Origin of the sequence: Streptomyces zagrosensis (assembly GCF_014203645.1) — a bacterium.
GTDB classification, from domain to species: domain Bacteria; phylum Actinomycetota; class Actinomycetes; order Streptomycetales; family Streptomycetaceae; genus Streptomyces; species Streptomyces zagrosensis.
The window spans coordinates 35,461-49,252 of sequence record NZ_JACHJL010000004.1 but is presented as its reverse complement, the minus strand read 5'-3'; the positions used below and the strand labels follow the sequence as shown (position 1 = coordinate 49,252).

The window sequence follows — 13,792 nt, the reverse complement described above, 5'->3', positions numbered from 1 at the left end:
AGGCCGCTTAGTCGCGCGGGGGCGTGCCTTTTTGCGGCTGTGCCTGCGGATGTTCCTGCGGCTGTGCCGCAGGGCCGCCCCGGTCGGGGAGTACCCGGGCCAGCCAGTGTGAGTTGCCTGCTGCCAGGGGGCCGAGCACCGCGAGGATCAGGACGTAGCCGGCGATGAAGGGGGCGAGCCGGTCGTCTAGGCCGGCCCCCGCCGCCATGGTGGCCAAGATCAGTGCGAACTCACCGCGGGCCAACAGCGCGGAGGCGATGTTCGCCGCGGGGCCGGGGCCGAACCCGTAGAGCCGGGCGGCCACCAAGCCGGCCAGCACGTTCATCGCCAGCGTCACCACGACCGCGATGAGAACGGGGACCAGCACCGTTGGCAGGTCGCCGGGGTCGATGGAGAGCCCGAAGGCGAAGAAGAAGATGGCGCCGAACGCGTCCCGCAGTGGGTGCACCAACTCCCGGATGCGGTCGCCGGATGAGGTGCTGCCGAGCATCAGGCCCACCATGAAGGCGCCGATCGCGTCCGCGACCCCGAACCACTCGGAGACTCCCGCCACGAAGACGGCGATGCCCAGGAAGGAGATGACCAGCAGTTCGTTGTCCCGGGTGGCGACGAGCTTGCCGATCACGCCGATGCCCCAGCGCGCCAGCGCCGCGAGCAGCAGCAGGAAGCCGAACGCCTTGCCCGCGTCGAGCGCTGCCGCCCCCATGCTGTCGGCGCCGGAGATCACCGGCTGGAGAGCGGCCAGGTACAACGCCAAGAAGATGTCTTCGACGACGATGATGCCGAGGATGGGTTTGGTCTCCGGGTTGCCGATCCGGCCGAGGTCCACGAGGACCTTCGTCACGATCGCCGATGAGGAGATGCCCAGCACACCGGCGAGGACCAGCGCCTCCGATGTGCCCCAGCCAAGGGCGAAGCCGAAGGCAAGGCCGGCGCCCACGTTGAGTGCGAGATACGAGCCGCCCGCGATGGCCATCTTGCGACCGCCGGTCTTGAGGTCGTCCAGATGGAACTCAAGACCGAGGTAGAAGAGGAGCAGCACCAGGCCGAGCGCGGAGAGCATCTCCAGCTCGTGCGGGTCGTCCACCAGGACGAAGCCCGGCGTGTTGGGGCCCAGCAAAATGCCGGCCAGGATGAACAGGGGAATGGTCGGCAGCCCGATCCGCGCGCCCAGGCGGGCGAGCACGGCGGCGGCGAGAAACGCCCCGCCCATCGCGATGAGAGTGTCCGCGTGCCCGATGGCTCCTCCAGAGGTTGGCCCGACGGTAAGTCAAGGGGGAGTCAAGAAGTCGTATGTAATTAGTTTACCAAACGATTATTGGGCGCTCGTACGACCATCCGGACGAGGCCCTTCCGCGACGTACGCACCCATGCGGGAAAGCCTCCCGGCGTCCGGACCCCCGCCCGGCCATCGGGTTTTCCCCACCATGCATCCGCCAGCGACCGCCATGGCTCCGACGCGCCTTCACTCCGTACGTTCGAGGTGCTGAAAGACCACGTGAGGCGCAGGCACACCGCGTCCACCTCCGGCACTGGCGCGCTACGCGCCAACGGAGCGCACCACCACCCGCGCCACGACTGCCACGTCGGGCTGCGGTTGGCTGCGGCTGGCCATGACTACGAAGGACGGGACTGACCATGGGGCTGCGGAACAGGCGTCGCAAGCAGCGGACTGCGGGGTACGCGGCACCCGCGTCGGCCGACGCCGGGCATCCCGCCGGCGACTGGGCCGTCGAACTGCGCGGTGTGAGCCGACAGTACGGGCGCGGCTCCAACGCCGTGCACGCGCTGCGCGGCATCGACCTCGCCCTGCCCCGCGGCAGTTTCACCGCCGTCATGGGCCCGTCAGGCTCCGGCAAGTCCACCTTCCTCCAATGCGCCGCCGGGCTCGACCGGCCCACCGCGGGCTCGGTGCGGCTCGGCGGCACCGAGATCACCGGCATGAACGAGAACAAGCTCACCGCGCTGCGCCGCAGCCGCCTCGGCTTCGTCTTCCAAGCGTTCAACCTGCTGCCCTCGCTGACCGTCGAGCAAAACGTGCTGCTCCCGTTGCGCCTTGCGGGGCGCCGCCCCGACCGCAGGGCCGCGGCCGATGTGCTCGCCCAGGTCGGCCTGGACGCGCACGCCAAGCGCCGCCCCGGCCAGCTCTCGGGCGGCCAGCAACAGCGCGTCGCCATCGCCCGCGCCCTGGTCACCCGGCCCGACGTGGTCTTCGCCGACGAGCCAACCGGCGCCCTGGACACCGGCACCGCCGCCGAGGTGCTCGCGCTGCTGCGGCGCGCCGTGGACACCGTCTCCGCCACCGTGGTCATGGTCACCCACGACCCGACCGCCGCCAGCTTCGCCGACCGGGTGCTGTTCCTGGCCGATGGCTCCCTCGCCGACCACCTCGTTCGGCCGTCCGCCGAGCAGATCGCCGAACGGATGTCGGCCCTCACCGCACGCGCACGCCGCACCGGCGTCCCGACGATGCCGCTGCCCCCGCACCACCCCATGGCAGGAGCGGCAGCATGACGGGCCGGCGCTCCCTCAGCAATGGGCTGGCCCGCGCGGCCATCCGCTTCAAGCCCGCAGCGTTCGCCGGCACCTTCGTCGCCTTGATGATGGCCCCGCTGATCGTGTCCGGTTGCGGCATCCTCCTGGAGAGCGGCATACGAGCCTCTGCGCCGCCTCAGCGCTACGCCGATGTGCCCGTGGTCGCCGCCGCCGATCAGCGCGTGCACGTGATGACCGGCAGCGGCAAGGACGGCGAGGACCAGGACGAACTGGTGCCCGACGCGGCCCGGCTCGACGCCGCGCTCATCACGAAGATCGCCAAGGCGCCCGGCGTCGCCGCAGCCATCCCCGACGTCAGCTACCCGGTCCGCGCCCGCACCGGCACCGTCACCGCGGGCGGCTGGGGCTCCACCGCCTTCACCGGAGTCCGCCTCGCCACGGGCACGGCGCCACGCACCGCCACCGAGGTCGCCCTCGACCCGGCCACCGCCCAGGCCCAGCGGGTCAAGGTCGGCGACCAGGCCACCGTGACCACCGCGGACGGCGCCCACCGCTTCCGGGTCACCGGCATCACCAAGCCGCTGACCCGCGCCGCCCTGGACGGACCCACTCTGTGGTTCACCGACCAGCGCGCCATCCAACTCTCGGGGCACCCCGGCAAGATCGACGCGGTGGCCGTCCTCGCCGCGCCGGGCACCGCCACCGCTGACCTCGCCGACCAGGTGAAGAAGGCCGTAAACGGCAAGGCCAAGGTGCACACCGGCGATGACCGCGGCGGCGTGGAGGAGCCCGACCTCGCCGAGGCCAAAGAACTCCTCATCGCACTCGGCGGCTCCTTCGGCGGCATGGCCACCATGGTCGCCATCTTCACCGCGTCCGGCACCGTGGCCCTGTGCGTCGGGCAGCGCTCCCGTGAGTTCGCCCTGCTGCGCGCCATTGGCGCGACCCCGCGCCAACTGCGCCGCTCCATCGCCACCGAGGCCCTGCTGGTCGCGCCGATCGCCGGCCTGGCCGGCTGCCTGCCAGGCATCGCGCTGGCCCACTGGTGGTTCGGCCAACTCCAGGACAAGGGCGCCATCCCCGAGCCCGTGCGGCTTCAGGTCTCCTGGATTCCGCTGGTCGCCGCGGTCGGCGCCGGCGTGCTCGCCTCCGTGTTCGCCGGGCTGCTCGCCGCCCGCCGCCCCGCCAAGATCAAGCCAGGCCAGGCGCTGAGCGAGGCATCCGTCGAACGCTTCAACCCCGGCATCATCCGTACGGTCCTTGGCGCCGCTGCCCTGGTCGGCGGGATCGTGCTCGCTTCGATCGCGGCCAAGGAGAGCGGCGAGGACGCGGCCAACGCGGCACTGGGTGTCGTCATGCTCTTCATGCTCGCCGTCAGCCTGCTCGGGCCCCTCATCTCCCGCGCCTGCTCCTGGCTGATCGGGCTGCCGCTGCGTACCGGCGGCGCGTCCGCCCACCTCGCCGCCGCCAACACCCGCGCCAACTCCCGCCGGCTGGCCTCCGCGATCACCCCGATCACGCTGGCCATGGCCTTCTCATCGACCCTGGTGTTCATGCACACCAGCGAGGACCACGCCATGGCCGACCAGCGCCGGGCGGGCATCGTCGCGGACCACATCGTCACATCCCCAGGCGGCCTGTCCGCCGACACCACCGCACGCGCCGCCCGAACGAAAGGCGTGGACACGGCCGTTGGGCTGCTACGCACCGGCGCCCTGGTCCCGGTCGGCTCCGGCGACAGCCGCTACCTGCTCAGCAGCTCCGCCCAAGGCATCTCGGGCACGGGCAATGACCTGCGAGCCGTACAAGACCTGGACTTTCGCGCCGGAGACCCGGCCGCCATCGGCCGCCCCGGCACCGTCGCCGTAGACGCGCTGCTCGCCGAGTCCGCGAAGGTGGACGTCGGCGACCGGCTGCACATGGCGCTACCGGACGGCTCAGCCGCCCGTCCCAAGGTCGTCGCGATTTACGGACGCGGCCTCGGCGTAGCCCAACTCACCCTGCCCAGGGCCGCCGTGGCCGCACACGTCACCGCCGCCTACGACAACGACGTACTGATCAAGGACGCACCGGGCAGCGACCCGGACAAGGTCGCCGCGGCACTGGCCCCGCTCGGCGACGTCACCGACCGCGACGGGTACGCCGCGGCCCAGGACAAGGATCGCGAGATCTCTGCCTGGGCCAACACGACCATGGCCGCGGTCCTCGGCGGCTTCGCCGCCATCGCCGCCGCCAACACCTTGATCATGACCGTGCTCGACCGCCGCCGCGAACTGAGCACCCTGCGTCTGATCGGCTCCACCCGACGCCAGATACTCGGCATGGTCCGCTGGGAGGCACTGCTGGTGGGGGTCGCCGGCATCGTGCTCGGCACCGCCATCGCGCTCATCACCCTGAACCCGATGATGCACGGCATCACCGGCTCGGCCCCACATGTCCCACCCGGCCTGTACGCCGCCTTCGCCGGCGCGACGCTGCTCCTGGGCCTCGTCTCCACCACCCTCCCGGCGCGGCTCGCGCTGCGCACGGCGGGCCTTGGCGGCGCGGGCGAGAAGCAGTAACCGCTGCCCGCCAGGGCACCCGCGCCAGTGCCGGATGAGATGGATCGCACAGCGGCGCATGCCGACGCGGAAGCCGGAAAACCGGATACGGGAGAGGCCGGCGGGACCGGAAACCTGCGACGGGGAACATGCGAGCTGAAACGCCGGGCCCGAAACTAGGAACCGGCCACCAGAAGCCAGGAAATGAGGACAGCGGACATGCCGGTTTTGACGCTGGACGAGGTCGAAGCGCTGGCCCGCAGGGCACACGCGGCCCAGACCGACAAGGCAGGCAGGCCATATGCGGAACACCTGGTCGCCGTGGCCGAAGGCGTACGCGAGCGCGGCGGTAGCCAGGAGCAGATCGCGGCGGCGTGGCTGCACGACGCCATCGAGGACGGCGTCGTCTCCCGCGAGTGGCTGGCCACGGCGCCACTGACGCCGCACACGAAGGAACTGATCGACGCGATGACCAAGCGGCCCGGTGAGTCCCTGGAGGAGTACGCGGTCCGGCTGTTGGCCACTCCCGGCGCGGTGCTCATCAAGGAGGCCGATGTGGCCCATAACGCGGACCCGGCCCGGCTGGCCCGGCTCGACCCCGCGACGCGGGAGCGGCTGACGGCCAAGTACGCCCGTACCAGGCAGCTTCTTGGGCTGCCGGCGACCGAGAGCTGAGAAGCCGAGAAGCTGAGAAGCCGAGAAGGGGGGCCAGGGCCGCAACGGACGGCCCCGCCCCCTGGCGCCTTGTCCCTTTTGCCCACCCCCGCCTAAGGCCACATCACAATCCGTCGAACGCGGATAGCCCCGCCCGCGGGTTCCGCGCTGCGCGGCCTTGGCCGGGTCGCTACGGAACGCCCTGGCCGTCGTCGGCTCCATCGCGCACCGGAACACCCGCCGCACTGGCGGTGTGTACGGCGTCACCTTTTGCCCCATTTAAGGGCCTAGTGCCCTCTTAAGGCAGTCATGACATCTCGTGGGTAGCTCTAGGTGAATTCATGGGCTATGGAAGCTTTAGTCGCTATAGCATGCAGCGCCGAAATCACTCGGAATTCCCGTTAGCAATGTGGCTGTAAGGGCCACCAACGTAGGTGATCAAGCCGATTTCTTACGGTGACTATCGGCTGGATCGAGCCCGCCGAGCCGTCCGGTACGCCCGGAAACCGGGCCCACCGTCACGCCAAGAGGCGTCCCGCGTCACCGTGTCGGGCTCTCGTGGACCGTCTCCGCGGCATACGCGGTTGGCCAATGATTCGTCACCTGGCCCCAACCACCACTCACTTGGTGGCACGATGGTTCAGGCGGGGGTGTGCGGGGTCGTGCTCCTCCCCGGGCCGGAGAGACGTGTTGCGACTGAGGGCGAGGGATCAGTTGTGGTTATTTCCCTGTCTGTTGTGCTGCTGGTTGGCATAGTTTTGGTGTTTGTCTACAGGGCTGGGAAGATCAAGGCTGGGCCCATGCTCATTGCCATGCTCTTTGGGTTCCTGCTCGCATCGACCGATGCGTCCCCAGACATTCAGGAGTTCCTGGACAACGTGGCCGAGGGGCTCAGCGACATCGACTTCTAGCCGGGGCACACCTGCATCCCTCGCGTCCGCAAAGACGCCGGGAGGCAAGGTCAGCCCCGAGCGAGAGCACGCGGCCGTAACGGCCGGCACGGTGCGGCCTTTTTGGCATGCCCTGGCCCGCATGCAAGGAGCCCGCCGGCCAGCGCTGGACGGCGGGCGCAGGTCGGGCTGGGCGATCCGGGCTGACCTCGCCGGGTTGGGCGACAGGTGCGTCGGAGTCCGCTCACGTCGTGCCACTGCCGCCGAGTCCCCAGCGGCCTCCCATCGAAACGACCCGGAAAACGACCCCAAAGCGGCCTCGTGCGGCCCGGTGCGGAACCCGCACGCCGCCGCCTCCGCCCAACGCACGCCACCGAAGAGCCCAAGGGTGCGCGAGACGTGCGAAAGCCGGCACGGGATGCCCTCAAGCCGATGAGTCGGCCGATGCCCGCAGGAGCGTCACGCGCTGGGCATACGCCAACGGCCCGGCGGCGGAGAATCCGCACGCCGGGCCGTTGGCCACGCCATGGAGCGGGCGACGGGAATCGAACCCGCGTAGCCAGTTTGGAAGACTGGGGCTCTACCATTGAGCTACGCCCGCGCGCACCGGCACACCAGGTGAGCTGATCGCGTGAGCAATCACATGAACACCGGTCCGTACGAGCCCTCGCGGGCCCGGCCGTGGCACGAGGTGCATCGTAGCGGGTCAGCCCCGACTTCCGCACACTCCGGTCTGCCCAGTGGATGAGCCAGTGGACAGCCAATGGGTAAGTGGCAACCATGGAGGCCGGCGGGCATGTACCCTACGTGTCGCACCGACGGGGTGTGGCGCAGCTTGGTAGCGCGTCCGCTTTGGGAGCGGAAGGTCGTCGGTTCGAATCCGGCCACCCCGACCAGCACCACCTAGGCGCCACCGCAGCTACAGCGGTGGCGCCGTTTCATTTCGCGGCGGCATGGCGCCGGTGTGATGGCTCGCCTAGGGCCTGTGGGGCGCGCCGGCCGCGAACGGGCATGATCCCGTTAGGGGGCTGCTCGCGCTTGCGGTTACTATGCAAACTGCGCGCCTATGTCTGTGATGATGGGAACGGGCCCGCCCCTGGTACTACGGCGGGCCGCTTCGTCAAGGGGCGCGATCCGCAGCGTCACTGCTGACTGCCACGTGTGGCAGTACACACAGGTGCGTACCTTCAGATACAGAGCACGAACCCCAAGAAGTCAGCCCCCAAGGAGACCGAACCGTGAAGAGCGCCGTGGAGACCCTGAACCCGACCCGGGTTCGGCTCACTGTCGAGGTGCCCTTCGAGGAGCTCAAGGCCAGCCTCGACGCGGCGTACAAGAAGATCAACCAGCAGGTCACGGTGGCGGGCTTCCGCAAGGGCAAGGTCCCGGCCCGGGTCATCGACCAGCGGTTCGGCCGTGGTGCGGTGCTGGAGGAGGCTGTCAATGACGCGCTCCCGAAGTTCTACACCGATGCGGTCAACGAGGGTGAGCTGAACGTCCTCGGTCAGCCGGAGGTGGACATCACCGAGCTGAAGGACGGCGAGCTGCTGGCCTTCACCGCCGAGGTGGACATCCGCCCGGAGATCGTGATCCCGGACTACTCCGGCATCGAGGTCACCGTGGACGCGGTCGAGGTTTCCGAAGAGGACATCGACGCCGCGATCGAGCAGCTTCGCGACCGCTTCGCGACCACCAGCGTGGTTGAGCGCGCCGCAGCCGAAGGCGACACCCTCACTCTCGACCTGGAGGCCAAGGTCGATGGCGAGGTGCTGGAGGACGGCGTCGCCCAGGGTGTCTCGTACACCGTCGGCTCCGGCCAGCTGCTCGACGGCATCGACGAGGCCGTCACCGGCCTGGAGGCCGGCGCCACCGCGACCTTCACCTCCCAGCTCAAGGGCGGCTCGGCCGAGGGCAAGGACGCCGAGGTCAAGGTCGATGTCAGCGAGGTAAAGTCTCGCGAACTGCCCGCCCTGGACGATGAGTTCGCCCAGCTCGCCAGCGAGTTCGACACGCTGGAGGAGCTGCGCGCGGACAGCCGCAAGCGCCTTGAGCAGTCGAAGAAGTACGAGCAGGCCACCCAGGCCCAGGAGAAGGTGCTCGAAGCCCTTCTGGAGCTGGCCGAGGTCCCGATCCCGGAGAAGCTCCTCCAGGACGAGATCGAGACCCGCAAGCACAACCTGGTCAACCACCAGCTCGGTCAGATGGGCCTCGACCTCAAGAAGTACCTGGAGATCCAGGACAAGACCGAGGAAGAGTTCGACGCCGAGACCAAGGAGCAGGCGGAGAAGGGCATCAAGACCCAGTTCATCCTCGATGAGCTGGTCAACAAGGAGAAGCTCCAGGTCGGCCAGGAAGAGCTGACCGAGCACCTGATGCGCCGCGCCCAGTCCTCGGGCATGAGCCCGGACCAGTTCGCGCAGGCCGTGGTCGAGGGTGGCCAGGTGCCGATGCTCGTCGGCGAGGTCGCCCGCGGCAAGGCGCTCGCAGTCGTTGTCGAGGCCGCCAAGGTCACCGACAGCAACGGCGAGGTCGTGGACCTGGAAGACGAGGAAGACGAGACTGCCGAGACCGTCGAGGCGGTGGCACCTGTAGACGGTGCAGACGCTGAGGGCGCCGAGGCTGTCGAGGCCGACGCCGAGAAGCCCGCGGCCGACGAGGCGCCGAAGGACAAGAAGGCCGAGGAGAAGACCGAGGGCTGAGCCCCGGCCTGATCTCGGTACGGGATGCCACGGCACGGGTCCGGACGCGCACGCGCCCGGACCCGTGCCTGTCCCCGCCGCCGGATGGCCGCTACGGCCGCAGAGCCTTCCGCTTGGGTGTCGAACCGGCGCCCACCGGCCGTACGGGCGTACGGCTGGATGGACGCGGCCCTACGGCAAGGTGACGAATGCCCGCGGGGCGGCGCTGAGTGGCCCTGCGCGAGGCTGAGGGCGCCCTGCGCGCCCTGCGGCCCGGCATGCGGGCTCACCGGCGCTCAGGAGAGCGCACAGCGCCCCAGAGCCTGCGCTCACAGCGAACAGTTCCTGATGCGGGATGGTGTTGTCCGACCTGCGCGTTAGGGTCCGTAAGTACGAGGGCAGGGGTGGCGCTACGGGAGCCCCCAAAGCGCGCAGGGTGAAGTTCCAGCGGCGCCGCTAACCCCGCGCCCACATAGACGCTGAGACGGCTCGCGGCCGTCGAATCAACGAGCAGGTGGATACGTGACGAATCTGATGCCTTCCGCCGGCGAGCCGACCGTAGGCGGCGGCCTCGGCGACCAGGTCTACAACCGGTTGCTCGGGGAACGAATCATCTTCCTCGGCCAGCCGGTTGACGACGACATCGCCAACAAGATCACCGCGCAGCTACTCCTGCTCGCCGCGGACCCTGACAAGGACATCAACCTTTACGTCAACAGCCCGGGTGGCTCCATCTCCGCGGGCATGGCGATCTACGACACCATGCAGTTCATCCCGAACGACGTGGTCACCATCGCCATGGGACTCGCCGCCTCGATGGGCCAGTTCCTGCTCAGCGCAGGCACGCCGGGCAAGCGGTTCGCGCTGCCGAACGCCGAGATCCTGATCCACCAGCCCTCCGCCGGCCTGGCGGGTTCGGCCTCGGACATCAAGATCCACGCCGAGCGGCTGCTGCACACGAAGAAGCGGATGGCGGAACTGACCGCCTTCCACACCGGCCAGTCCGTCGAGCAGATCACCCGCGACTCCGACCGCGACCGCTGGTTCTCCGCCGAGGAAGCCAAGGAGTACGGCCTGATCGACGACGTCATGGCCTCCGCCGCGAGTGTTCCTGGCGGCGGTGGCACCGGGGCCTGAGCGGTACCCGAGCGTCCACACTCAGACCACCGAACGCCATCAGGATGGTGAACACGCAGATGAACAACAACGTCGGTAGTGGTCTCTACCAGGGGCCGGCCGCCGAGTCCCGGTATGTGATCCCCCGCTTTGTGGAGCGCACCTCGCAGGGTGTGCGCGAGTACGACCCGTACGCCAAGCTCTTCGAGGAGCGGGTCATCTTCCTCGGCGTCCAGATCGACGACGCCTCCGCCAACGACGTCATGGCGCAGTTGCTGTGCCTGGAGTCGATGGACCCCGACCGCGACATCTCGATCTACATCAACTCGCCCGGCGGCTCGTTCACGGCGCTCACCGCCATCTACGACACGATGCAGTTCGTCAAGCCCGACATCCAGACGGTGTGCATGGGACAGGCCTCCTCGGCCGCAGCCGTGCTGCTCGCGGCCGGTACGCCCGGCAAGCGGATGGCGCTGCCCAACGCCCGCCTGCTGATTCACCAGCCGTACAGCGAGACCGGGCGCGGTCAGGTCTCCGACCTGGAGATCGCGGCCAACGAGATCCTCCGGATGCGGGCGCAGCTTGAGGACATGCTGGCCAAGCACTCCACCACGCCGATCGAGAAGATCCGCGACGACATCGAGCGGGACAAGATCCTCACCGCCGACGAGGCGTTGGCGTACGGTCTGGTGGATCAGATCGTGTCCACCCGCAAGACGTCCGTTTCGGTTTAGTCCCGCCGTGCCGGGAGCGGCTCCCCTTGGTGTGCGACTCGATGCCCACTCGGATCGAGTCGGGCCAAGGGGGGCCCGTACGGGGGGCCCGGCAAGGTACCGTCGATAGGCAAGCACCCGGGTCTGTGCAAGTGTTGCAGATCCCAGGCGAAGGGGAAGCACCTCGTGGCACGCATCGGTGACGGCGGCGACCTGCTCAAGTGCTCGTTCTGTGGGAAGAGCCAGAAGCAGGTGAAGAAGCTCATCGCAGGACCCGGTGTGTACATCTGCGACGAGTGCATCGATCTCTGCAACGAGATCATCGAGGAGGAGCTCGCGGAGACCTCCGAGGTTCGCTGGGAGGAACTGCCCAAGCCGCGCGAGATCTACGAGTTCCTTGAGGGCTACGTCGTGGGGCAGGAGTCCGCGAAGAAGGCGCTGTCCGTGGCGGTCTACAACCACTACAAGCGCGTTCAGGCAGGCGAGGCCGCGAGCAGCCGCGACGACGGCATTGAGCTCTCGAAGTCCAACATCCTGCTTCTGGGGCCGACCGGTTCGGGCAAGACGCTGCTGGCGCAGACGTTGGCCCGGATGCTCAATGTGCCCTTCGCCATCGCCGACGCCACCGCACTCACGGAGGCGGGCTATGTCGGCGAGGACGTCGAGAACATCCTGCTCAAGCTGATCCAGGCCGCTGACTACGACGTCAAGAAGGCCGAGACGGGCATCATTTACATCGATGAGATCGACAAGGTCGCTCGCAAGAGCGAGAACCCGTCGATCACCCGCGACGTCAGCGGCGAGGGCGTGCAGCAGGCGCTGCTGAAGATCCTGGAGGGCACCACGGCCTCCGTGCCGCCGCAGGGCGGACGCAAGCACCCGCACCAGGAGTTCATTCAGATCGACACGACGAACGTGCTGTTCATCGTGGGTGGTGCCTTCGCTGGTCTGGAAAAGATCATCGAGTCTCGTGCGGGCGCCAAGGGCATCGGCTTCGGCGCCACCATCCGCTCCAAGCGCGAGATCGCGGCCAGCGACCAGTTCCAGGAGGTCATGCCGGAGGACCTGGTGAAGTTCGGGATGATCCCGGAATTCATCGGACGGCTCCCCGTCATCACCTCGGTCCACAACCTCGACCGCGAGGCGCTGCTACAGATCCTGGTCGAGCCGCGCAACGCGATCGTCAAGCAGTACCAGCGGCTGTTCGAACTCGACGGTGTGGAGCTGGAGTTCGACCGCCCGGCCCTGGAGGCCATCGCCGACCAGGCCATCTTGCGCGGTACCGGCGCCCGTGGCCTGCGCGCCATCATGGAAGAGGTCCTCCAGTCGGTGATGTACGAGGTGCCGTCCCGCAAGGACGTGGCCCGCGTCGTCATCACCGAAGAGGTCGTGCACTCGCATGTGAACCCGACCCTGGTGCCGCGCGAGCCGCGCATCGTCGGCAAGGACGAGCGGCACGAGAAGAGCGCGTAGGCGCTCGCAGCACCCATCAACGCGCGAGGGGCGCCCGGCCAAGAACTGGCCGGGCGCCCCTTTCGTACGCAGCCGCTGGGCTACTTCGCCACGCGTGCGTCCTTGCGGACCTGGGCCGTGGTGTCGGCGACCTGGCTGAGGTTGACCGATCCGGGGTTGGTGACCGCGGCCGGGTCGCCGAGGATGACCGCGCCGATCGTGCTGGAGTCGCCCCACGCACAGGTCTGGATCGGCACCGACTTCGATACGATCACCTGGCACTTGAGGACGTCGCCGTCGAACCCGGCCGGGGTGAACTTCTGCGGCGAGCCCTTGGGCGTACCGCTGCCGGTCGCGAGCTGCTGGAAGAACCAGTCCACGCCGGCCTCCGGGTTCGATGACGTGCCGTAGGCGCCGCCGAGGGACAGGCGCTTGCCGCTCGCCTCGTAGTCCGCGGATATCGAACCCTCGCTCGTGAAACCCGTCGGCTGTGCGCCGCCCACGCCGAGACCGCTGTCCGTCTCGCCCTCGCCCTTGCGCTGGTAGACGGACGCGACGGTTGGCGGCGTCGTCAGCTTGTACTGCTGGGTGTCCGGCGCATCCGGCTGGCCGCCGTTGGCATCGTCGCTGTCGCTGTCGCTGTTGCTGTCGTCGGAGTCCCCGCTGCCGCCCGAGCCCTTTTGACCGCCGTTGTCGCCGGCGACAACGTCCTTCTTCTTGCCGCTCTTCGCCGAATCGGCGTCATCGCCGCCGCTGACGCCGATGATGGTGCCGACGATCGCGGCGACGACCACGACCGCGCCGACAACGATGCCGATCGTCTTGTTCCTGCTGTTTCCGCCCTGTGGCGGCACCGGCGGGCCCGGCTGTGAGAACTGCCCCTGCTGGCCGTACGGGCCGGGCTGCTGCGGGTAGCCGTAACCCTGCTGTGGCGGCTGCCCGTACGGGCCTGGCTGCGGTTGTTGCCCGTACGGTCCCGGCTGTGGCGGCTGCCCGTACGGTCCCGGCTGTGGCGGCTGCCCGTACGGGCCTGGCTGGGTCGGCTGCTGCGGGTAGCCGTAACCGGGCTGTCCAGCCGTGCCGCCCTGACCGTAGGGCCCGGGCTGTGGGGGTTGCTGGGGCGGCTGACCGTACGGGCCGGGCTGGTCGTCACTCATGGGGGTCCTTTGCTCTCCTGCGTACTGCGGTGGTGTGGGGCGGCTACCGGGCGCGGTGTGGGGCCGCGCCTGGCGCGCGAGGTGCTGCGTGCGGGC

10 protein-coding genes and 2 tRNA genes are annotated in these 13,792 nt (G+C 68.9%); 9 read left to right on the top strand and 3 right to left on the bottom strand.

Going from position 1 to position 13,792, the window contains the following annotated elements:
* Positions 1-7: 7 nt before the first annotated feature.
* Positions 8-1,213 (bottom strand): cation:proton antiporter, encoded by a 1,206-nt coding sequence (locus tag FHS42_RS09295; protein ID WP_184570893.1) that lies wholly within the window; start codon positions 1,211-1,213, stop codon positions 8-10.
* 425 nt (positions 1,214-1,638) lie between these two features.
* Here FHS42_RS09295 and FHS42_RS09290 point away from each other — a divergent pair, with 425 nt between their 5' ends.
* The 4 genes from FHS42_RS09290 (at position 1,639) to FHS42_RS09275 (ending at position 6,601) form a co-directional block, all read left to right on the top strand.
* Positions 1,639-2,514, top strand: a complete 876-nt coding sequence (locus FHS42_RS09290) for an ABC transporter ATP-binding protein (RefSeq protein ID WP_184570891.1) — start codon at positions 1,639-1,641, stop codon at positions 2,512-2,514.
* Positions 2,511-5,057 (top strand): ABC transporter permease, encoded by a 2,547-nt coding sequence (locus FHS42_RS09285; RefSeq protein WP_184570889.1) that lies wholly within the window; start codon positions 2,511-2,513, stop codon positions 5,055-5,057. Before FHS42_RS09290 ends, FHS42_RS09285 begins: the two co-directional genes overlap by 4 nt.
* 198 nt (positions 5,058-5,255) lie before the next feature.
* Positions 5,256-5,711: an HD domain-containing protein gene (locus FHS42_RS09280; protein WP_184570887.1), complete on the top strand. Its 456-nt coding sequence runs from the start codon at positions 5,256-5,258 to the stop codon at positions 5,709-5,711.
* Between the two features lie 695 nt (positions 5,712-6,406).
* The gene (locus FHS42_RS09275; RefSeq protein WP_184571591.1) at positions 6,407-6,601 is read left to right on the top strand and encodes a hypothetical protein; all 195 of its coding nucleotides are present in this window, start codon (positions 6,407-6,409) and stop codon (positions 6,599-6,601) included.
* 506 nt (positions 6,602-7,107) lie between these two features.
* Here FHS42_RS09275 and FHS42_RS09270 read toward each other — a convergent pair.
* Positions 7,108-7,181: transfer RNA gene (locus FHS42_RS09270), tRNA-Gly, on the bottom strand.
* Between the two features lie 218 nt (positions 7,182-7,399).
* Here FHS42_RS09270 and FHS42_RS09265 point away from each other — a divergent pair.
* From FHS42_RS09265 to clpX, 5 genes are all read left to right on the top strand, one after another.
* Positions 7,400-7,476 (top strand) — tRNA-Pro (locus tag FHS42_RS09265).
* A 342-nt stretch (positions 7,477-7,818) separates the two neighbouring features.
* Positions 7,819-9,279, top strand: coding sequence for a trigger factor (tig, locus tag FHS42_RS09260; RefSeq protein WP_184570885.1), 1,461 nt, complete (start codon positions 7,819-7,821; stop codon positions 9,277-9,279).
* 501 nt (positions 9,280-9,780) lie between these two features.
* On the top strand, positions 9,781-10,395 hold the full coding sequence (locus FHS42_RS09255) for an ATP-dependent Clp protease proteolytic subunit (protein ID WP_312866797.1): 615 nt from the start codon (positions 9,781-9,783) through the stop codon (positions 10,393-10,395).
* Positions 10,396-10,442: 47 nt separating this feature from the next.
* Positions 10,443-11,108, top strand: coding sequence for an ATP-dependent Clp protease proteolytic subunit (locus FHS42_RS09250; protein WP_312866825.1), 666 nt, complete (start codon positions 10,443-10,445; stop codon positions 11,106-11,108).
* Positions 11,109-11,273: 165 nt separating this feature from the next.
* The gene (gene clpX / locus FHS42_RS09245; RefSeq protein ID WP_184570881.1) at positions 11,274-12,560 is read left to right on the top strand and encodes an ATP-dependent Clp protease ATP-binding subunit ClpX; all 1,287 of its coding nucleotides are present in this window, start codon (positions 11,274-11,276) and stop codon (positions 12,558-12,560) included.
* 80 nt (positions 12,561-12,640) lie between these two features.
* On the opposite strand, the gene FHS42_RS09240 is transcribed toward clpX, so the two are convergent.
* Positions 12,641-13,696, bottom strand: a complete 1,056-nt coding sequence (locus FHS42_RS09240; RefSeq protein WP_184570879.1) for a hypothetical protein — start codon at positions 13,694-13,696, stop codon at positions 12,641-12,643.
* Between the last annotated feature and the right edge of the window lie 96 nt (positions 13,697-13,792).